Source organism: Pseudoxanthomonas sp. SL93, from assembly GCF_026625825.1.
GTDB lineage: Bacteria > Pseudomonadota > Gammaproteobacteria > Xanthomonadales > Xanthomonadaceae > Pseudoxanthomonas_A.
Window position 1 is genome coordinate 3,815,883 of sequence record NZ_CP113065.1, and the last position, 18,970, is coordinate 3,834,852.

Here is an 18,970-nt window from a genome sequence, read left to right on the forward strand (position 1 = left end):
AGCCGTCAGCGCCAGGACTTCAGCTGCAGGTCGATGGCGTCCTGGCCGTTCTCGCGCTGCAGGATGCGCGCGGGCACCGGCATGTCCGGCACGATCCAGACGATGGTCTGCTTGTCGCCATCGGTGCGGATGACCTTGGTGGCGCTTTGCGGCTTGCCGCCGACGGTGATGTTTTCCTTGCCGGCGACCTGATAGGTCATCGGCTTGGCACGCCCGTTCTCGACCATGCGGTAGTTCAGCGGCTTGCCCGCGGCGACATCGCGCACGATGGCCAGGTTGACCAGCAGCGCGTCCATGTCGCCGGCCTGCAGCTTCACCGGTCCGGCGCGATCGGGCTTGACGTCACCCGACCAGGTGGCCTGTGCCTTGGACCAGTCGTAGACGGTGTTGACGTTCTTCTTCTTGATCAGCAGGCGCGACGCGTCGGTGCTGGACAGCGGGCGCAGGCGGCCGTCCTGTTCGTCGAACACGGTGCGCTGGCTCAGGTCCACGGCCTGGTTGCGCACGGTGAGCGTATACAGCCAGCGGTTGTTGGCCTGCGGCGCGACCACCATCTGGCCTTCGCCCACCATGCCCAGCGCACTGGCCTGGTACTGTGCGGTGAACGCTTCCACGGCCAGCGCGGGCGCACTGGTGGCGCCCAGCAATGCGGCGACGCCCAGCAGGCGGACGGAACGAAGAGTAGGGATGTTCATGCTCATGGCACTCCTTGGTATTCGACCAGGCGCAGGTCGATGGTGTCCTGGCCGTTTTCCCGCTGCAGGATGCGCACGGGGGTGGGCACGCCGTCGGCGACCCAGAAAATCGTTTCGTCATTGCCGCCGTTGGTGCGGTTGACGCGCAACGCACTGTAACTCAGCTCTTCCACCGCGATGGTCTCGGGCTCGGCGGCGACCACGTACTGGTAATCGCGCACGCGGCCGTTGTCCACCACGCGGTAGTTCAGGGCGCGCCCCGGCGCCGCGTCGCGGATGACGGCCAGGTTCATCAACAGCGCGCTCATGTCGCCCGGCTGCAGCGGCAGCGGCGCGCGGCGGTTCTTCTTGATGTCACCCTGCCACTGCGCGGTCTTTGCACGCCAGTCGTAGGTGCCAACCATCTTCTTGCCCATCAGCAGCGCGTGGCGGACGGTGGCCTGGCTGAGCGGGCGGAAGTCCTCGCCCACCGTGTCGAACACCGTGCTCTGCTCGATGTTCAAGCCGGCCAGCCGCGCGAAACCGCGCGTGCCCTTCACGCCCAGGTCGATCTGCCACTGGTCACCGCTTCGCGGCGCCACCTTCATGCTGGCGCTGCCTGCCAGCTTGCCCTCGTTGTAGGCCTGATAGCTGGCCACGAACGGCTCCAGCGCCCGGGCGGGCGCAGCGAGTCCGGCCAGTGACAGGCCAAGCAACAGGGCAGGCAACGGTGAGGGCATCCAGGGGGTCACGGATTCAAACGGTCGGTTGAATCTAGGAGGAGGGGATTTAATAGCGGCTGACCGTGACAGAGCGTGATGTCGCCCTGTTCAGCCAGCGCGCCGGTCGCCGCCAGCCGCAGCACCGCGACCAGCAGTGCGTGTTCACGCGGAAGCAGGCGCGCCGCCAGCGTTTCGGGCGTGTCGTCGGCCAGGATGGGTACCCGAACCTGGGCAATGACGGCGCCGGCGTCCAGTTCAGGTATGACGAAGTGGACGCTGGCGCCGTGGTCGGCATCGCGCGCCTCCAGCGCGCGCGCGTGGGTGTGCAGCCCGCGGTAGCGGGGCAGCAGCGAGGGGTGGATGTTCAGCAGTCGGCCGCGGAACCGGGCGATGAGCGCATCACCCAGGATGCGCATGTAGCCGGCACACACCACCCAGTCCGGCCGCACCGCGTCGATGGCCTGCGCCAGCGCGTCCTCGTAGGCGGTCTTGTCCGGGAAGCCCGAGGGCCGGCGGCTCCAGCGCAGGGGCTCCGGCACCTGCTGCAACGCCGGCGCAGCGGGCCTGTCGGAGAACACGCCCACGACCTCGGCATCCAGCGTGCCCCGCCGGATCGCTTCGAGGATGGCCTGCAGGTTGCTGCCCCGGCCGGAGGCCAGCACCGCGATGCGGGCGGTCATCGACGTGTCTTCCCGCGCTCGCCGCGGGCCAGCGGCCACACCAGCAGCGCGCCCAGGGTGGCCAGCAGCATGTCGGCATGCGCGTCCCAGCTGTCGCCCTGTTGCCCGTTGTAGGACTCGGCGGCCTCGGGTGACAGGGTCAGGGCGATGCCCCATTCCAGCCACTCGTAGATCAGGCTGCTGCACATGATCAGCATCACCGCCAGCGTGAAGGCGTGACCCGCCGACAGGCGTGGCCAGCGCTGGCGCAGCCAATGCCAGAGGGCCGGCGTGAAGCAGACCCCGTACATCAGGTGGATGAAGCGGTCGAAGTGGTTGCGCTGCCAGCCGAAGGCCTGTGCCGGCGACCAGCCGGTGAGCGAATGCAACCAGGCATCGTAGGGAACGTAGGAATACAGCCAGCGCGCCCCGATGCAGTGCGCGACGATGAAGGCGCAGATCAGGACGAAGTGGGACGGACGCAGCGGCCAGCGCCGGTCATGCCACCACAGCCAGGCCAGGCCCAACACGGTCAGGCTGCTGTGCATGCCCTGTTCCAGCGGCCAGCGCGGCGCGATCCAGCTGGCGATGAACACCGCCAGCGTCACTCCGAAGGCGAGTCCCTTGCTGCGCGGCATGCCGCGCTCAGCCGATCCGGACGCGTTCGCCACTCGTGGCCGCCACCACCTGGCCGATCTGCCAGTGCGCCAGCTGCAGGCGGGCCAGGTCGGCCTGGACGGCCGGCAGCTGGTCGGGCGCCACCACCAGCACGAACCCGATGCCGCAGTTGAAGGTGCGCCACATCTCGGTGTTCTCCACCGCGCCTTCGCGCTGCAGCCAGTCGAACACCGGCGGCAGGGCCCAGGCGCCCGCGTCGATCTCCAGGCCGAGGCCGTCAGGGATCACGCGGATGATGTTCTCGGTCAGGCCGCCGCCGGTGATGTGGGCCATGGCGTGCAGGTCATGGGCCTTCAGCAGCTCGAGGATGGGCTTCACGTACAGGGTGGTCGGCGCCATCAGTGCATCGGCCAGCTTCACGCCGCCCACGTCGATGTCGGCCGGGCGGCCCGCGCGGTCATAGATGCGGCGCACCAGCGAATAGCCATTCGAATGCGGCCCGCTGGACGCGATGCCCACCAGCACGTCGCCGCTACGCACCTTGCTGCCATCGAGCAGTTGCGATTTCTCCACCGCGGCCACGCAGAAGCCGGCCAGGTCGTATTCGCCAGGGCCGTACATGTCGGGCATTTCCGCCGTCTCGCCGCCGATCAGCGCGCAGCCGGACAGTTCGCAGCCGCGGGCGATGCCGCCGACCACGGCCACCGTGGTGTCCACGTCGAGCTTGCCGGTGGCGAAGTAGTCCAGGAAGAACAGCGGCTCGGCGCCCTGTACCAGCACATCGTTGACGCACATCGCCACCAGGTCGATGCCGATGGTGTCGTGGCGGCCCAGCTGCTGGGCCAGCTTCAGCTTGGTGCCCACGCCGTCGGTGCCGGAGACCAGCACCGGCTCGCGGTACTTGCCCGACAGGTCGAACAGCGCGCCGAAGCCGCCCAGGCCGCCCATCACCTCCGGCCGGAAGCTGCGCTTGACCAGCGGCTTGATGCGTTCGACCAGCTCGTTGCCGGCGTCGATGTCGACACCCGCGTCTCGATAGGTCATCGGGGTGGGGGCAGGCGGCGTAGGCTGGGTCACGGGCGGTCGTCGGTGGGGCGGGAGAGGCGTGATTTTAAAGGAATCGGCAGGCGAATCGGTCCTCCTGAACGGGCGACGTTGGCGATGGCCGTCCATTCGGGCAACAATTCACACGATCTGCTGAGCACAAGGACGCTCGATGCGCCGTATTCCAGGTATCGCCCTCGTTGCCACCCTGCTGGCGCTGACACTGTTCGCCAGCCCCTTCGCGCAGGCCCAGTCCGGCCTGCGGACCGAAGGCGATGCGGCCGCGGCGCGCGGCCTCTACCAGGCCGAGGTGTCGGTGAACGGACAGGGCGAAGCCGAGCGCCAGGGTGGTTTCGCGCGCGCGCTGGGCACCGTGCTGGGCAAGCTGTCCGGCGACCGTGGGGCGATGTCGCGCCCGGGCGTGGGCGCCGAACTGCGCAATGCCCGGAATTACGTGGCCAGTTACGACTACCGCCAAGACCAGGGCACGTCGCCGACGGGCGCACCCACCTTCCGCACCATGCTGGTCGTGCGCTTCGAACCCGATGAAGTCGATGCACTTGCCGGTGCGCTGGGCCTGCCGGTCTGGCCGCAGCCGCGTCCCAAGCCGGTCGTCTGGCTGGCCATCAACGACGGCAGCGGACCGCGCCTGGTCGGCCTGCCGCAATCAAATGCCGCCCGTCCGCTGTTGAACCGTGCCATCGAGCGCGGCTACACCCTGGGCCTCCCTGCCGGAACGGCGGCCGAGCAGGCGCTGGTCGGCGCGATCTGGCGCCAGGATACGGCGGCCGTGGCGCGTGCCTCGTCGCGTTACAGCCCGCCGATGCAACTGGTGGGCAAGCTGTACCGCGACAAGGGCGGCTGGACAGCGGACTGGGTGTTCGTGGATGCAGGCAAGGTGCTGGCGAAGTGGTCGGTGAGCGATCCCGATGCCCGCCGCGCCATGTCCGCCGGTGCCGACGGCGCCGCCGATGCGCTGGTGAAACGCTACGGCAAGCGCGGCAGCGCCGGTCCTGCGGGCACCTATCGCGTCGTCTTCACCGGCATCGCCAGCACCGACGATTACCTGCGCCTGATGGGGCATCTGCAGAAGATGGCCGTGGTGCGCCGGATCACGCCGGTGCGTGCCAGCGGGGACCTGCTGGAACTGGACCTGGAGCTGGTCTCCGGCATGTCGGGTTTCCGCCGGATGCTGGGCGATGATGCACCCTTCACCGGTGGCGAAGGTGAGCCCCCGACCTACCGACTCCGCTGACCCGGCACAGGACTGCTCATGGATCTTTCCCCTACCCCCGTCGGCACGCTGGCGCGTCGCTGGCAGTGGCTGATCATCGCGATGATTTCCGGCTGGCTGATCTGGCTGCTGGCGCCGGTGCTGACGCCGTTCGTGCTGGCCGCGCTGCTGGGCTGGCTGGGCGATCCGCTGGTGGACCGGCTGGAGCGCTCGGGGCGCTCGCGCACCGTCGCGGTGGTGCTGGTGTTCACGCTGATGCTGCTGTTGCTGGTCCTGGCGCTGGTGATCCTGGTGCCGATGATCGAGGAGCAGGTGGTGACGCTGGTCGAATCGCTGCCGCAATACCGCGACTGGTTCATGCAGACCGCGCTGCCCTGGGTGGAACGGCGTACCGGCCTGCAGCTGGTGGCCTGGCTGGAACCGGACCGGTTGATGGAATGGGTGCGCGGGCACTGGCAGCAGGCCGGCGGCGTGGCGGCGACGATGTTCGGCTACTTCTCGCGCTCGGGCTTCGCGGTGATGGCCTGGATCGCCAACCTGGTGCTGCTGCCGATCCTGACGTTCTACTTCCTGCGCGACTGGGACACGCTGGTCGAACGCATCGCCGCGCTGGTGCCGCGCGACCACATCGCCACGGTCAATCGCCTGGCGCTCGAGTCCAACGACGTGCTGGGAGCGTTCCTGCGCGGGCAGTTCCTGGTGATGCTGGCACTGGGTGCGATCTATGCGATCGGCCTGTCCGTGGTCGGCCTGAAGGTGGGCCTGCTGATCGGCATCATCGCCGGCCTGATCAGTTTCGTGCCGTACCTGGGCACGGCGACGGGCATCGTGCTGGGCGTGATCGCCGCGCTGGTGCAGTCCAGCGGCGACTGGTCGCTGGTGACGCTGGTGCTGGGCGTGTTCGTGGCCGGCCAGATGCTGGAAGGCTACGTACTGACCCCGCGCATCGTCGGCGACCGCATCGGCCTGCATCCGGTGGCGGTGATCTTCTCGATCATGGCCGGCGGCCAGCTGTTCGGTTTCCTCGGCATGCTGCTGGCATTGCCGGTGGCGGCGATCGCCAACGTGCTGCTGCGCTACGCGCACGAACGCTACAAGCAGAGCCCGCTGTATGCGGGCGACCGGCCTGTGATCGTGCTGGATTCCTACATCGACAAGGGCAGCGTGGAGCAGGCCCAGGCACGCGATCCGGACCCGAAGTGAGCAATGCCGGCATGACCGAGCCGACCCTGGTCCCGCAGATCCCGCTGGCGCTGCGTTACCCGCCGGATCAGCGCTTCGACAGCTTCATCGCGCCGCCACCGGGCCTGTTGCCGCAGTTGCAGGCACTTGCGGGCGCGCAGGGCGCGGACTGGCTGTACTTGGCGGGCGCGCCGAAGACCGGCAAGACGCACCTGGCGCTGGCGCTGTGCGCGGCCGCGGAGCAGGCAGGGCGCCGCGCCGCGTTCCTGCCGATGACCGCGGCGGCGGGGCGCGTGCGGGATGCGCTGTCGTCGCTGGAAGGCAACGACGTGATCGCACTGGATGGGCTGGACGCCATCGGTGGCACGCGCGATGACGAAGTCGCGCTGTTCGATTTCCACAATCGCGCGCGCGCGGCCGGACTCAACGTGCTCTACACCGCGCGCGGCATCCCGACCGGCATCGGTCTTGAACTCCCCGACCTGCGTTCGCGCCTGCAGCAGTGCACCCGCGTCATGCTGGATCCGCTGGACGACGCCGGGCGCCGGGAGGTGCTGCGTGACCGCGCGCACCGGCGGGGCCTGGTACTGGAAGACGCGGCCATCGACTGGCTGCTGACGCATACCGAGCGCGACCTGGGCACGCTGGTGGCGCTGCTGGAGAAGCTGGACCGTGCATCGCTGGCCGCGCAGCGGCGGGTGACGGTGCCGTTCCTGCGCAGCGTGCTCTGAGCAAGCGCGGCGCCGGCCATCAGCGGCCCGGCAACCTCACCGTGCCAGCAGCTCCCGGTCGAGCTGCGCCAGGCGTTCGGGTGTTCCCACATCGGTCCAGCGGCCGCGATGGTGCTCGCCTGCAATGGCATCGCCCTCCATGAAGGCGCGAAGAACGGGTGCCAGCCGGAAGCGCGGCTTGCCATTCGGCGCCCGTCCGGCGTCGGCGTCGGCATGCGCCTGCCATTCCGCCAGCAAGGCAGGGCGGTAGACGCCGATGCCCGCATAGGTCAGCCGGTGCGCACCATCGCGACGGACATGGCCGGCGTCATCCAGCGCGAAATCGCCATGCGTCGCGTAACCGGGCGGGTCCACCATCACCAGGTGCGCCATTCCCTCGGGTTCCCGAGGCAGGCGGGCGAAGTCGTAGTCGCTCCAGATGTCGCCATTGACCAGCAGGAAGGGCGCATCGCCCAGCCGCGGCAATGCGTTCAACATCCCGCCGCCGGTTTCCAGCGGCGTCTCGCCTTCGTAGATGTAGTCGATGGCCAGGCCCCAGCGTTCGCCGTTGCCCAGCGCCTGCGGGAAGCGGTCGGCCAGCCAGCTGGTGTTGATGACGACCTGGCGCACGCCGATGGCGGCAAGCTTTTCCAGATGCCAGACGATCAACGCTTTTCCGCCGACATGCAGCAGGGGCTTGGGCGTGTGGTTAGTCAAAGGCCGCATGCGTTCGCCCAGCCCGGCCGCGAAAATCAGCGCCTTCATGGGGCCGCCTTCGATCGCATCGCCGGCCTGATGCGGCCATCGAGCAGACGCTGTAGAGCCGCCAGTTGCGGATAACGCGGCAACACCTCGTCCAGGTAGTCGATGAAGCGCGGCACATCGGGCAGGTATTTCGACTTGCCATCGCGGTAGTGCAGGCGAGCGAAGATGCCCAGGATCTTCAGGTGGCGCTGGATACCCATCCAGTCCGCATCGCGCAGGAACGTTTCCCAGGACGGCACCGGCAGTCCCGCGTCCTGCGCGCGCTGGTGATAGCGCGACAGCCATTCGTCCACGCGGGCCAACGGCCAACTGAGGAAAGCATCCTTGAACAGGCTGACCGCGTCGTAGGCGATCGGGCCGCGCACGCAGTCCTGGAAATCGAGGACCGCCGGGCCGGGGGTGGTCGGCATCAGGTTGCGTGGCATGAAGTCGCGGTGGGTCAGCACGCGCGCCTGCGACAGCGCGTTGTCCATCAGGCGCCGTTGCGCCAGTTCAAGTTCATCCGACTCGCCACAGTCGAGCGTGATGCCCAGATGGCGCTGCAGGAACCATTCGTCGAACAGTCCCGCATCCCGCTGCAGCAGGGCCTCGCCGAACTCCCCCATGCCCGCCGGTGGCGCGATGGCCTGCAATCGCAGCAGCTGGCCGATGGCGGCATCGAACCAGGCATCCGCATTTTCCGCGTCCATCATCTGCGCCAGCGTCGGCCCACCCAGGTCCTCCAGCACCAGGAATCCGTTGTCCACGTCGCGCGCCAGCACCTGCGGAACACGCACGCCACCGGATTCCAGCAGGTCGCGCATCGCCAGCCACGGGCCGACGTCCTCCAGCGCGGGCGGCGAATCCATCACGATGCGGCTGCCGCCATGGCCCCGGCTGCGCCAGTAGCTGCGGAACCCGGCGTCCACCGATGCGCGCTCCAGCGTGGCATGGGGATCGCCCAGCGCGCCGCGCGCCCAGTCCAGACGCTGGGCATCCCGCCCGGAAGAGTCCTGAATCGAATCGATCATGCGGTTCCGGCCGGCAAAGGGCTCTAATGCCGTAAAGGGTAAACTGACCTACTACCGACTTGCGAGGGCTGCATGGCCAATCTCCAACCTGTCCTGCTCTCCGGCGGCTCCGGCACGCGCCTGTGGCCGTTGTCGCGCGAAGCCTACCCGAAGCAGTTCCTGCCGCTGGCGGGCGACGACACCATGGTGCAGGCAACCTGGCGCCGCGTCGCGACGCTGGCAGACCGCGCGCCCATCGTGGTCGCGAATGAAGACCACCGCTTCCTGGTGGCCGAGCAGCTCCGGCAGGTGGACGCGCCGGTGCCCGCCATCATCCTGGAGCCGGTGGGTCGCAACACCGCCCCGGCGATCGCGGCTGCCGCGTTGCAGGCCATGGCCAAGGGGGAGGATCCGCTGCTGCTGGTGCTGCCATCGGATCACGTGGTGCGCGATGTCGCAGGCTTCCAGCATGCCGTGCGCGACGCGATGCCGGCCGCCGAACAGGGCGCGCTGGTCACTTTCGGCATCATTCCGGACGCACCGGAGACCGGTTTCGGCTACATCCAGGCCGATGCCGGTGAAGGCCTTCGCAAGGTCCTGCGCTTCGTCGAGAAGCCCGATGCCGACACCGCCCAAGCCTATCTGCAGGAGGGCGGGTACTACTGGAACAGTGGCATGTTCCTGTTCCGCGCCAGCCGCTTCCTGGAGGAACTCGCGCAGTTCCGGCCGGACATCGTTGCCGCCGTGCGCGCCGCGCACGCGGGGGCCAGGCACGATGGCGACTTCATCCGGCTGGACAAGGATGCCTTCGCGTCGAGCCCCTCCGATTCCATCGACTACGCGGTGATGGAGAAGACCTCGCATGCGATGGTGCTGCCGGTCGACATCGGCTGGAACGATGTCGGCAGCTGGTCCGCGCTGTGGGACGTGGCGGATCGCGACGGCGAAGGCAACGCATACCATGGCGATGTCATCGCCGTGGACACCCGCAACAGCTATGCGTATGCGCAGCGACTGGTCGCGCTGGTGGGCGTGGACGACATCGTGGTGGTCGAAACCGACGACGCGGTGCTGGTCGCGCGCAAGGACCGTGTGCAGGACGTCAAGCTGGTCGTTGCCCAGCTGAAGAAGGAACAGCGCAGCCAGGCGGTCCTGCACCGCGAGGTGCATCGCCCATGGGGCAGTTACGATTCGGTCGACAACGGTGCGCGCCACCAGGTCAAACGCATCAAGGTCAAGCCGGGTGCGGCGCTCAGCCTACAGATGCATCATCACCGCGCCGAGCACTGGATCGTGGTCTGCGGTACCGCGAAGGTGACGCGTGGCGAGGAAACGCTGCTGCTGTCGGAGAACGAGAGCACCTACATTCCGCTCGGTGTGAAGCACCGCCTGGAGAATCCCGGCAAGGTGCCGCTCGAACTGATCGAAGTGCAGTCCGGCAGTTATCTGGGTGAAGACGACATCGTCCGCTTCGAGGATGTCTACGGTCGCAGTGAGTAATGGCGTGAGCTCCACGCGCTACCGCCTGGACGATCTGGTGATCGATCTGGAGCGGCAGCGCGTCGACCGCGACGGCGAGCTCCTCAACGTGGCGGGCCTCAGCTTCCAGCTGCTGCGCTACCTGGTGGAGCAGGGTGACCGCGTCGTGGGCTTCGACGAGCTCATCCAGCGCGTGTGGGCGCCGGCGGTCGTCAACGAGGAGACCGTCACCCAGCGGGTGAAACTTCTGCGCCAGGCATTGGGAGATGACGGACGCCGTCCGCGTTACCTGCGGTCCGTGCGTGGGCAGGGTTACCAGTTGTGTGTGCGGCCGGAACCGATGCCTGCCTTCGAGCCCGCGAACATGCCGGAACCCGGGTCGCATCGATCACGCCGTGTGGTCATGGCCATGGCAGGCGTCGTGGTGTTCGCAGCGTGTGCGGGACTGTGGGCGTGGAAGCAGCATGTCGATGGCAACGACGCCCGTGCAAAGGCCACGGCGACCGCCCCGCCCTCGTTGCTGCAGCGCGCCGCCTACTACGCCAGCATCGGTCAGCGCGACGACAACGAACGCGCCATCGAACTCTTCGGCCAGGCCCTGGAACAAACCCCCGGCAACGTGGATGCACTGGTCGGATTGAGCCGCGCCTACAGTGCCCGCGTCTGCCTGTTCAATTTCCCGCCGGAATGGGCGGCGCGTGCGCAGGTGCTGGCAGAGCAGGCCATCCGCGCCGAGCCCGGGCGCGCGGCTGCCCACGCCGCGTTGGGGTATTCGCATGACTGTCGCGGTCGTATCGACGATGCGCTTGCCGGATACGAACGTGCCGTCGCGCTGGACCCCGCCGCCGACAACAGCCGCGCGTCCGCGGCCTACCTGTATGACCGCAAGGGGCTGCTCGCGCAGGCGCTGCTCGCCAACACATCATTGCGCGGCGATCCCGCGCGCGTGCGCTACCTGCAGGTGCAGATCGCCGGCATCCTGGATCTGCTGGGCTATCCGCAGGCGGCGGAAGCGCGTTATCGCCAGAGCTTCGCGTTGTATCCCGACAACGTCTTCTCCAACATCGCCTGGCCGCGTTTCCTGTTCCGCCACGGCCGCGCGACGGAAGCGCAGGCTGCGCTGGACCAGGCCATGCGGCGCGGCACGGAACATGCCGACCTGTTCCAGCTGGCAGCCGAACTGGCGCAACTGCGCGGCGATCCCGCGGCTGCCTTGGCGGCCTACCGGCAGGCGGAAGCCTTGCGTCCCGGTGCCAGCCTGCCGAAGACGCTGGCCCGCCTCCATGCGGGGCCCGTCGACCCGGCGTGGGCCAGTACGCGTGCCGACGGCCTTGCCCGCGAGTTGGAGAGCGGTGCGGGCTATCCCTCCGACTGGCTTGAAGTCGTGGTGCTGCGTGAGGCCGCCGGCGACCGTGCGGCGGCGCTCGTATCGCTGCATCGCGCGGTGGATGCGGGCTACAGCGATGCGGCGTACCTTCGCGTGTCGCCGTTGTTCCGGACGATGGCGGCCGAGCCAGGCTTCGCCCGCAGCGTGGATGCGCTGAACCGGCGCGTCGCGCTCGAGCACCGCAAGGTGCCGAGCGCGTTACTGGAACGCCTTACGGCATCGCCTTGAGCACGTAGTCGCCAAACATCTGCTGCGACTGCGGGTGGACGTTGCGCTGGTTGAACGAGGTCCGCGTGATCACCGCCACCAGCTGCCGGTCGGGCGCGATGAAGACGTAGTTGCCGCCGTTGCCCGACATCGCCCACGCTACCTGCTCTCCTTCTTTTCCCGGAAACCGGAACCGCCAGAACTGGTAGCCGTAGTCCGCATCCTCGCGCGCCTGCGCATGCACCGTCAGTGCCGCGTTGATCCAGGGCTCGGAGATGACCTGCCGGCCCTGCCAGCGGCCGCCATCCGCCACCAGTTGCCCCAGCTTGGCCAGGTCGCGACTGCGGTAGCGCGTGCCACCCCCGCCCATGCCCACACCCTCTGACGACCTGTTCCACTGCACCTGCCGGATGCCGAGTGGGTGTTCCAGTGCTTCGGCAGCGAACGTCGCCAACGGCTTGCCCGTTGCCCGCTCAATCACCGCGCCCAGCAGGAAGCTGCCCGCGGTGCAGTATGAAAACGCGCGGCCATGCGGGCTGTCCTCGGGTCGCGTCATCCACGGCGCGAAGCCACGCATCGGCAGGTCCAGCGCGAACCGGGTCCAGTCCTCGCTCAGATACATGCGCTCCTCGTTGCCGGCGGAGAACTGGTTTTCGTCGTCGCACTCCCAGGCCGAGCTCATCGTCAGCAGGTCTTCCAGCGTCATCTGCTGCTTGCGCGGACTGGGGTGCTGCCACGGTTGCCTGTCGGCGAAGTAGGCATACACCGGCGCCTGCGCACCGGGAATGTGCCCGCGATCAATCGCCGCTCCCAGCAGCAGGGCGGTGACGCTCTTGGTAGCCGAACGCGTGTCGTTGAGCACGTCCGGGCCGCCGCCGTTGAAGTAGCGCTCGTACACCAGCTTGCCCTGGTGGGCGATGACGACGCTGGTGACGCCCGGGAAATCCCCCTTCGCGATGGCCGCTTCCAGCGCCTGCAGGCGATCCACCCGCCAGCCGCCGCGACGGGCATCGGCGGTCTGCCAGCCATCCTGCATCGGCATGGGTGGCCGATAGGCTTCCGGCACGACTGGGGCGCTGGCAGATGGCTCCGCCGCGTGTGCAACGGGGGACATGACGAGGAAGAGCAACAGCAGGGAACGATACATGGCATGACTCCTTGGAAGGGAGCGTCATTCCATCGCGGGCCTCGATGAAGCGCCTGACAGCCGAATGAAGAATTATGAAAGCGGTCGTGCGCGCCGCACGGGGACAAGAAAAAGCCCCGCGTGGCGGGGCTTTTCGTGGCACTCGGCCGTCCGGTTGTCGCCGGAGGCTCAGGCCTTCTTCTTCACCATGGCGTAGATGAAGAGCAGGACGATGGCACCCACCACCGAAGCAATGAAGCCGGCCGGCTCGCCCGGGCCGTACCAGCCCAGTGCGCCGCCGATGAAGCGGGCCAGCAACGCACCGGCGATGCCGAGCAGGATGGTCATGAAGAAGCCCAGCTTGTCGTTGCCGGGCTTGAGGGCCCGTGCCAGCAAGCCGGCGAGGAAGCCGATCAACAAGGTCCAGAGGATGCCGCCGCCAAAGATCTGTTCCATCGAGTCGCTCCAGTTGGGAATGCGGGGGTGTCCGGAGCGTAACCCAGGACTCCCCCGTGAACCATCCGGCTCAGCAGCAGCCGTGGTCGCCGTGCTGCTCGCCACCGGCCGCCACGCCCACGCCCGTGGTTTCGCCACGCACGCTGGCCGCATGGTGCTCGGCGATCACGCGCGCGACGCAGGCGGTGACCTTCTTGCCCATCGGGATATGCAGGAACTCGTTCGGCCCATGCGCGTTGGAGTGGGGGCCCAGCACGCCCGTGATCATGAACTGCGCACCGGGGAACTTCTCGCCCAGCATGCCCATGAAAGGAATGGTGCCGCCTTCACCCATGTACATCGCCGGCGCGCCGAAGAACTCGCGGCTGGAGGCGTCGATGGCCTTCTCCAGCCACGGCGACATGGCGGGCGCATTCCAGCCGGTGCTGGCCTTCTCCAGGTCCAGGCTGACCTGCGCACCGTTGGGCGCATCCTTCTCCAGCAGGTTCTTCAGCAACTGGCCGGCCTGTTTTCCATCCAGCGTGGGCGGCAGGCGCAGCGACAGCTTCACCGACGTGTGCGGCCGCAACACGTTGCCGGCTGACGACAACGGCGGCATGCCGTCCACGCCGGTCACCGACAGCGCCGGGCGCCAGGTGCGGTTGAGCACCAGCTGGGCAAGGTCGTCCGCCATCGGGGTCATGCCGGGAAGGAACGGGAACTTGTCGAATACCGCCGTATCCAGCACGCGCGCGGCTTCCTGCGCCTGTGCAAGGCGGTCCGCGGGGATCTCGACCTGCAAGCCCTCCGGCAGGATGCGGCCGGTCTGTTCGTCCTCCAGCCGCGACAGCAGCTGGCGCAGCAGGCGGAAGCTGGACGGCACCACGCCGGAAGCATCGCCCGAGTGCACGCCTTCCTCCAGCACCTTGACGGTGAAGTTGCCGCCGGCCAGGCCGCGCAATGAGGTGGTGCACCAGAGCTGGTCGTAGTTGCCGCAGCCAGAATCCAGGCACACGACCAGCGACGGCATGCCGATGCGGTCGGCGAGGTGATCCACATAGGCGGGCAGGTCGTAGCTGCCCGACTCCTCACAGGCCTCGATCAGCACCACGCACCGTGCATGCGGTACGCCCTGCTGCTGCAGCGCCTGGATGGCGGCCAGCGAACCGAAGATCGCATAACCATCGTCGGCGCCGCCGCGGCCGTACAGCTTGTCGCCCTTGATCACCGGCACCCACGGGCCCAGGTCGTCGTCCCAGCCTGTCATTTCCGGCTGTTTGTCCAGGTGGCCATACAGCAGCACGGTATCGGCGCCGGTTTCCGGGCCGCTGGCAGGAATCTCGATGAAGATCAGCGGCGTGCGGCCCTCCAGGCGCACCACCTCCACCTGCATGCCCGGAACGGACTGCGCCTTCGCCCAGCGCTCCATCAGCTGGACCGCCTGTTCCATGTACCCGTTGGCCACCCAGTCCTTGTCGAACATCGGTGACTTGTTGGGGATGCGGATGTACTCGACCAGCTGCGGGACGATGTCGTCATCCCATTTCTCGGCTACGTAGCGGTCGACTTTGGCGGTATCCATGGCAACTCCGGGTACTGAAAACGGTAGGTGCACATTCTACGCTCCCATCCCGGGTAGGACTTTTCCTACAGAGTGAAGCGGCATTCCCCGGCAGTTTTCCCGGCGCGCGGACGATACCTTGGCGCCCATGTGGCATGGAGACTGTCCACGTCGGATGCGAAGGCCAAGCGCCCGCTCCGGCAGTCGGCCAGTCCCCAGGACGGCCTTACGGAAAAGTCCAGCCACAAGGAGAGTTGCCATGAAGTCGTTGATCCGGATTGCCCAAGCCACTGCGTTGTCGTTGCTGATGGCCTTCAGCGCGCTTGCCGCGGAGAAGGTCAATATCAATACAGCCGATGCCGCCACGCTTGACCGCGTGCTCGTGGGGGTGGGGCCATCCAAGGCTGTCGCCATCGTCGATTACCGCAAGACCAATGGGCCGTTCAAGAGCGCCGAGGAGTTGGCGATGGTGAAAGGCATCGGCTTGCGGACCGTCGAGTTGAACCGCGACCGCATCGAACTGCGCGCCGGCACCGTGCCGGCCCGCAAGCCGGCCACGGCCGCAGGTGCGGAAAAGCCGAAGCAGGCGGCAAGGCGCTGATTCGTTCCCGCGCCGGGGCATGCGGACAGGACGTGCGCGCCACGGCGGCAGGGGCAGGAAGCCAAGGGGGAAAAGGCGGGATGCCGACAAGGACGTACCTATCGCAGCGCAGGATGCGCATGGGCCTGGAGCAGGCAAGAGGCCTGGAACCGGCAGGACGCTGACAAGGATGTAATCATCGCCCGGGTGCACACCGCTGTGCCCGGGCGATGTGCTTTGCGGGGCATGCGAAAGCGGGGTGACGCCACCGTATGCCGCATCGTCCTTCGCGCCTAGAATCGGCTCCAGGCTTTCACGGCACCGGATTCCACATGCACGACGCGGCATATGTCATTCCCGCCAACGAGTACCGGCGCGAACGCTGGAAGAACGGCCTGGGATGGACGCGCGAGATCCTGCGGGTGCCCGATAGCGGCGATTGGGCCTGGCGGCTTTCGATCGCCGAGATCGAGCGCGACGCGGCATTCTCCACGTTCCCCGGTATCGAACGGGAGCTGGTCCTCATCCGCGGCAACGGATTGCGCCTGCGGTTCGATCAAGGTGAAACCATCGAACTCGCGCCGCCCCACGGGCGGCTGCGCTTCAGCGGCGAACGGAAAGTATCGGGGGAACTGGTCGACGGGCTCACCCACGATTTCAACCTGATGTGGCGGCGGGATGCCGTTGACGCCGAGCTGTTCCACCGGCCCTTGGTCGGGCCCATGCTGTTCTTCACGGAACCGGGGGTCAGCTGGGCCATCCATCTGCTTGCGGGGCAGGCGGAATTCGATGCGGCCTCCGGATTGCCCCGGCTGTGGGCGGGTGACACGGCCATCCTTGTCGCAGGCGATGGTCGTGCACGCTATGCGTTGCAGGGTGGGGGCGAACTCCTTGCCATCCGCGTCCAGCAGAAGGACCGGTCGACGGGCGCCGATGGCTGAGGGCGAAGGACTTGCACCGGCACGGTCAGTACACGTCGCGCCGGTAGCGACCCTCGGCAAGCAACTGCTCCACCTTCCCGTCCCCCAGGGCGTCGCGTAGCGCGGCATCCACGCCGGGCGCCATGCCCGCAAGACTGCCGCACACGTAGATCGCGGCGCCGTCGTGTACCCATTCGCGCAGCAGGTCCGCCTGCGCTGCCAGGAGATGCTGCACATAGCGCCGCTCGGCGCCATCACGCGAGAAGGCCAGGTCCACGCGCGACAGGAAACCTTCTGCTTCCCACTGTTCAAGCTCCTGCCGATAATGGAGATCCCGGTCTGACTGGCGCTCGCCGAACAGCAGCCAGTTGCGTCGGGCACCGGCCGCGATGCGGGCCTTGAGGTGCGCGCGCAGGCCGGCGATGCCGGTGCCGTTGCCGACCAGGATCAACGGCGTGGTCGGGAGCGGGGGATGGAAGTTCGGGTTGCTGCGTACGCGCAGTGCGATCGATCCGCCCACAGGGGCGTGCACGCCCAGCCAGCCACTGCCGAGGCCGCAGGCTCCATCCGGTCGATGCATCAGCCGAACGAGCAGCTGCAGGCTGCCGTCGGCGGGCAGGGATGCGATGGAGTATTCCCGATGGGGCAGCGCGACCAGGCCATCGGCGATGGTCTGCGCGGAGTGGCCGCGCACAGCGTCCGGCGATGGAAGCTGGGAGCGCGCCAGCACGTCGCCCAGCCGCTCCGTGGTATCCGCATGCACGACCGTGGCATCGGCGGGCGCGCCGGCATCGCTCACGAACGCCGCCACGGTCGCCGCCGAATGACGGGGGCCGATCTCCGCGATGTCGCCCGGCAGCCAAGCCAGGGACGTTTCAGCAGGCGGCGTGAGTGCGATCCGGAATGCGGGACCTCCCACGCTACCGGGATTGCTCTCCACGCGCTCGGCAAGCGTCCATGTCTCGTACCGGGGCGGCGACCAGTCCGGCATGTCGGTGCTGCCACTCAATTGCCCAAGGTGGTGCTGCCAATGGCGCAATGCACTCTGGTCGGCATTGTCCACTTCCACCAGATCGAACAGTGGCTGCGCGCCTTGTCGACGCAGCCAGTCATCAAGCCGATGGCCGAATGCGCAGAACTGGCCGTACTGCCGGTCGCCAAGGGCCAGCACCGCGTAATGCAGCGACGCCAGCGGCAACGACTGCGTCATCACTTGGTTGACGAACGCGATCGCGGGGTCCGGTGGATCGCCTTCACCGGTGGTGCTGACAATGAACAGCACACGACGTGCCTTCACCAGGTGGTCGGTCGTCAGCCGTCCGAGATCGACCAGCTGCACGGCCGCACCCGCGCGCTCCAGCGAGGTGAGGGAAAGCCGAGCGACTTCTGCCGCGAAGCCGGTCTGGCTGGCATGGACCACCCATAACGTGTCGTCGTTGATGACCGATGTCGCGACGACGCGATCCCGCAGATTCGCGCGCCTGACCAGCCAGCCGCAGATGCCCGCATACGCGATCAGGGAAAATCCCGCTGCAAACCATCGTGCGGAACGAGGCGACGCCATCCACCAGTCGCCTGCATTCCACCGGGCCAGTGCAACCGCCACCAGTGCAAGCAGTGCGAGTGCGATGCCATTGCCAAGCAAGGCTCGATCCAAGGCAGGCATGGCGCGTACGCTGCTCATGCCGCCAGATGGCGCTGGAACGCCGGCGTCACGGTTTCGCGCAATCCCGTTGTATTGCGGACGAGGAAGCGTGCCGCCAGTCCCTGCCGCAGCGCGAACGCATGGCCTTGCTCGGCGCCCATCACGGTCAGTGCGGTCGCCCAGGCATCGGCGTGCATCGCATCGCTGGCCACCACGGTGACGGCAGCGGCGGCGTGCGCAACCGGCTCGCCGGTGCGGGGATCGATCGTGTGCGAATAGCGACGGCCATCCTGCTCGAAACCATGCCAGCGGTCGCCTGAGGTCGCGACCGCAATCCCGTCCAGCAGCAGTACGCGGGGTTCGAGTTCCCGGCTGTCGGCTTCCTCTTCCGGCGACGATTCCACCAGCACGCGCCACGGTTGCCCGTCCGGCTTGGTGCCGTAGCCGTACAACTCGCCGCCGACCTCGACCAGCGCAGCGGCTATGCCGCGCCGGCGCAACAAGTTCGCCACCACGTCCACGCCATAACCCTTCGCGATCGCGGACAGGTCAAGCGCGACATCGCCCGGCTGCCGCAGGCGCCGAATGTCCGCATCAAGGCAGACACGTTGCCAGCCTACGCGGGCGCGCGCTGCTTGCAGCGCAGCCTGCCCGGGTACCGCACGGGTTGCCGCATGGGCGCCGAATCCCCAGGCCGCGACCAGGGGCGACACCGTGGGGTCGTACGCGCCGTCGCTGGCGGCGGCCACCTCCAGCGCGGCGGCCAGCACGTGATGGAACTCGTCCGCCAACGGAAACCATTCGCCGGCGCCACTGCGGTTGTAGCGGCTGATGTCGGACGCCGCTTCCCACGTACTCATCTGCGCGACCACCCGATCCAGGCATGCCTGCACGGCATCGTGCAATGCATGCAGGTCGATGCGTGTTTCCGGGTGGAACTGCACCGACCATGTCGTGCCCATGGTCTGCCCATGCAGCGCCTGCACCGGCATGCGCCGGGAAGAGGTTGAGGGGACGGGTGTGCTCATCGGGG

At 67.8% G+C, this 18,970-nt stretch carries 19 protein-coding genes; 7 read left to right on the forward strand and 12 right to left on the reverse strand.

Annotated features, from left to right (window positions below; all coding sequences use genetic code 11):
• Window positions 1–5: 5 nt before the first annotated feature.
• Genes OVA13_RS17845 through purM form a run of 5 tightly spaced genes read right to left on the reverse strand, consistent with a single transcriptional unit; the run spans window position 6 to window position 3,750 of the window.
• Window positions 6–695 (reverse strand): DUF3108 domain-containing protein, encoded by a 690-nt coding sequence (locus tag OVA13_RS17845; RefSeq protein ID WP_267791785.1) that lies wholly within the window; start codon window positions 693–695, stop codon window positions 6–8.
• A 2-nt stretch (window positions 696–697) separates the two neighbouring features.
• Complete coding sequence (locus OVA13_RS17850; protein WP_267791786.1) at window positions 698–1,414, reverse strand: DUF3108 domain-containing protein; 717 nt, start codon at window positions 1,412–1,414, stop codon at window positions 698–700.
• Window positions 1,415–1,422: 8 nt separating this feature from the next.
• On the reverse strand, window positions 1,423–2,076 hold the full coding sequence (purN, locus tag OVA13_RS17855; RefSeq protein WP_267791787.1) for a phosphoribosylglycinamide formyltransferase: 654 nt from the start codon (window positions 2,074–2,076) through the stop codon (window positions 1,423–1,425).
• The gene (locus OVA13_RS17860) at window positions 2,073–2,693 is read right to left on the reverse strand and encodes a DUF2238 domain-containing protein (RefSeq protein ID WP_267791788.1); all 621 of its coding nucleotides are present in this window, start codon (window positions 2,691–2,693) and stop codon (window positions 2,073–2,075) included. The genes purN and OVA13_RS17860 overlap by 4 nt, the downstream gene beginning before the upstream one ends.
• 7 nt (window positions 2,694–2,700) lie before the next feature.
• Entirely contained in the window at window positions 2,701–3,750 is a 1,050-nt protein-coding gene (gene purM / locus OVA13_RS17865; RefSeq protein WP_324288229.1) for a phosphoribosylformylglycinamidine cyclo-ligase, read from the reverse strand.
• A 139-nt stretch (window positions 3,751–3,889) separates the two neighbouring features.
• On the opposite strand from purM, the gene OVA13_RS17870 reads away from it, so the two are divergent.
• Genes OVA13_RS17870 through hda form a run of 3 tightly spaced genes read left to right on the forward strand, consistent with a single transcriptional unit; the run spans window position 3,890 to window position 6,864 of the window.
• Window positions 3,890–4,972 (forward strand): DUF2066 domain-containing protein, encoded by a 1,083-nt coding sequence (locus tag OVA13_RS17870; RefSeq protein ID WP_324288230.1) that lies wholly within the window; start codon window positions 3,890–3,892, stop codon window positions 4,970–4,972.
• A gap of 18 nt (window positions 4,973–4,990) precedes the next feature.
• Entirely contained in the window at window positions 4,991–6,154 is a 1,164-nt protein-coding gene (locus tag OVA13_RS17875) for an AI-2E family transporter (protein WP_267791789.1), read from the forward strand.
• 11 nt (window positions 6,155–6,165) lie between these two features.
• Complete coding sequence (gene hda / locus OVA13_RS17880; protein WP_267791790.1) at window positions 6,166–6,864, forward strand: DnaA regulatory inactivator Hda; 699 nt, start codon at window positions 6,166–6,168, stop codon at window positions 6,862–6,864.
• A 36-nt stretch (window positions 6,865–6,900) separates the two neighbouring features.
• Here hda and murU read toward each other — a convergent pair whose 3' ends face one another.
• Together murU and OVA13_RS17890 are read right to left on the reverse strand one after the other, a co-directional pair.
• Complete coding sequence (murU, locus tag OVA13_RS17885) at window positions 6,901–7,608, reverse strand: N-acetylmuramate alpha-1-phosphate uridylyltransferase MurU (protein ID WP_267791791.1); 708 nt, start codon at window positions 7,606–7,608, stop codon at window positions 6,901–6,903.
• Window positions 7,605–8,618: an aminoglycoside phosphotransferase family protein gene (locus tag OVA13_RS17890; RefSeq protein WP_267791792.1), complete on the reverse strand. Its 1,014-nt coding sequence runs from the start codon at window positions 8,616–8,618 to the stop codon at window positions 7,605–7,607. The genes murU and OVA13_RS17890 overlap by 4 nt, the downstream gene beginning before the upstream one ends.
• A gap of 72 nt (window positions 8,619–8,690) precedes the next feature.
• Here OVA13_RS17890 and OVA13_RS17895 point away from each other — a divergent pair, with 72 nt between their 5' ends.
• Both OVA13_RS17895 and OVA13_RS17900 read left to right on the forward strand, forming a co-directional pair.
• Window positions 8,691–10,097, forward strand: a complete 1,407-nt coding sequence (locus tag OVA13_RS17895) for a mannose-1-phosphate guanylyltransferase/mannose-6-phosphate isomerase (protein WP_267791793.1) — start codon at window positions 8,691–8,693, stop codon at window positions 10,095–10,097.
• Window positions 10,098–10,101: 4 nt separating this feature from the next.
• Window positions 10,102–11,691 (forward strand): winged helix-turn-helix domain-containing protein, encoded by a 1,590-nt coding sequence (locus tag OVA13_RS17900; protein ID WP_267791794.1) that lies wholly within the window; start codon window positions 10,102–10,104, stop codon window positions 11,689–11,691.
• On the opposite strand, the gene OVA13_RS17905 is transcribed toward OVA13_RS17900, so the two are convergent.
• The 3 genes from OVA13_RS17905 to OVA13_RS17915 form a co-directional block, all read right to left on the reverse strand.
• Window positions 11,675–12,817, reverse strand: coding sequence for a serine hydrolase domain-containing protein (locus OVA13_RS17905; protein WP_267791795.1), 1,143 nt, complete (start codon window positions 12,815–12,817; stop codon window positions 11,675–11,677). The two genes, OVA13_RS17900 and OVA13_RS17905, sit on opposite strands and share 17 nt — an antisense overlap.
• A gap of 168 nt (window positions 12,818–12,985) precedes the next feature.
• Window positions 12,986–13,252 (reverse strand): GlsB/YeaQ/YmgE family stress response membrane protein, encoded by a 267-nt coding sequence (locus OVA13_RS17910; RefSeq protein WP_267791796.1) that lies wholly within the window; start codon window positions 13,250–13,252, stop codon window positions 12,986–12,988.
• 70 nt (window positions 13,253–13,322) lie between these two features.
• Window positions 13,323–14,813, reverse strand: a complete 1,491-nt coding sequence (locus tag OVA13_RS17915) for a M20 family metallopeptidase (RefSeq protein WP_267791797.1) — start codon at window positions 14,811–14,813, stop codon at window positions 13,323–13,325.
• Between the two features lie 238 nt (window positions 14,814–15,051).
• Here OVA13_RS17915 and OVA13_RS17920 point away from each other — a divergent pair, with 238 nt between their 5' ends.
• Window positions 15,052–15,393, forward strand: coding sequence for a ComEA family DNA-binding protein (locus OVA13_RS17920; RefSeq protein WP_267791798.1), 342 nt, complete (start codon window positions 15,052–15,054; stop codon window positions 15,391–15,393).
• Window positions 15,394–15,704: 311 nt separating this feature from the next.
• Complete coding sequence (locus tag OVA13_RS17925; RefSeq protein WP_267791799.1) at window positions 15,705–16,313, forward strand: HutD/Ves family protein; 609 nt, start codon at window positions 15,705–15,707, stop codon at window positions 16,311–16,313.
• Window positions 16,314–16,338: 25 nt separating this feature from the next.
• Here the strand turns inward: OVA13_RS17925 and OVA13_RS17930 are convergent, their stop codons facing one another.
• A complete protein-coding gene (locus tag OVA13_RS17930; protein ID WP_267791800.1) occupies window positions 16,339–17,976 on the reverse strand; it encodes a sulfite reductase subunit alpha in 1,638 nt (545 codons plus the stop codon).
• Window positions 17,973–18,965: an FAD:protein FMN transferase gene (locus OVA13_RS17935; protein WP_267791801.1), complete on the reverse strand. Its 993-nt coding sequence runs from the start codon at window positions 18,963–18,965 to the stop codon at window positions 17,973–17,975. The genes OVA13_RS17930 and OVA13_RS17935 overlap by 4 nt, the downstream gene beginning before the upstream one ends.
• Between the last annotated feature and the right edge of the window lie 5 nt (window positions 18,966–18,970).

Coding starts and splice junctions, on each gene's coding strand:
- OVA13_RS17905 (WP_267791795.1), bottom strand. CDS start 12,817: ATGTATCGTTCCCTGCTGTTGCTCTTCCTCGTCATGTCCCCCGTTGCA.
- OVA13_RS17860 (WP_267791788.1), bottom strand. CDS start 2,693: ATGCCGCGCAGCAAGGGACTCGCCTTCGGAGTGACGCTGGCGGTGTTC.
- OVA13_RS17920 (WP_267791798.1), top strand. CDS start 15,052: ATGAAGTCGTTGATCCGGATTGCCCAAGCCACTGCGTTGTCGTTGCTG.
- murU (WP_267791791.1), bottom strand. CDS start 7,608: ATGAAGGCGCTGATTTTCGCGGCCGGGCTGGGCGAACGCATGCGGCCT.
- OVA13_RS17930 (WP_267791800.1), bottom strand. CDS start 17,976: ATGAGCAGCGTACGCGCCATGCCTGCCTTGGATCGAGCCTTGCTTGGC.
- OVA13_RS17915 (WP_267791797.1), bottom strand. CDS start 14,813: ATGGATACCGCCAAAGTCGACCGCTACGTAGCCGAGAAATGGGATGAC.
- OVA13_RS17875 (WP_267791789.1), top strand. CDS start 4,991: ATGGATCTTTCCCCTACCCCCGTCGGCACGCTGGCGCGTCGCTGGCAG.
- OVA13_RS17935 (WP_267791801.1), bottom strand. CDS start 18,965: ATGAGCACACCCGTCCCCTCAACCTCTTCCCGGCGCATGCCGGTGCAG.
- purN (WP_267791787.1), bottom strand. CDS start 2,076: ATGACCGCCCGCATCGCGGTGCTGGCCTCCGGCCGGGGCAGCAACCTG.
- OVA13_RS17870 (WP_324288230.1), top strand. CDS start 3,890: ATGCGCCGTATTCCAGGTATCGCCCTCGTTGCCACCCTGCTGGCGCTG.
- hda (WP_267791790.1), top strand. CDS start 6,166: ATGACCGAGCCGACCCTGGTCCCGCAGATCCCGCTGGCGCTGCGTTAC.
- OVA13_RS17890 (WP_267791792.1), bottom strand. CDS start 8,618: ATGATCGATTCGATTCAGGACTCTTCCGGGCGGGATGCCCAGCGTCTG.
- OVA13_RS17845 (WP_267791785.1), bottom strand. CDS start 695: ATGAACATCCCTACTCTTCGTTCCGTCCGCCTGCTGGGCGTCGCCGCA.
- OVA13_RS17895 (WP_267791793.1), top strand. CDS start 8,691: ATGGCCAATCTCCAACCTGTCCTGCTCTCCGGCGGCTCCGGCACGCGC.
- OVA13_RS17850 (WP_267791786.1), bottom strand. CDS start 1,414: ATGCCCTCACCGTTGCCTGCCCTGTTGCTTGGCCTGTCACTGGCCGGA.
- OVA13_RS17925 (WP_267791799.1), top strand. CDS start 15,705: ATGCACGACGCGGCATATGTCATTCCCGCCAACGAGTACCGGCGCGAA.
- OVA13_RS17910 (WP_267791796.1), bottom strand. CDS start 13,252: ATGGAACAGATCTTTGGCGGCGGCATCCTCTGGACCTTGTTGATCGGC.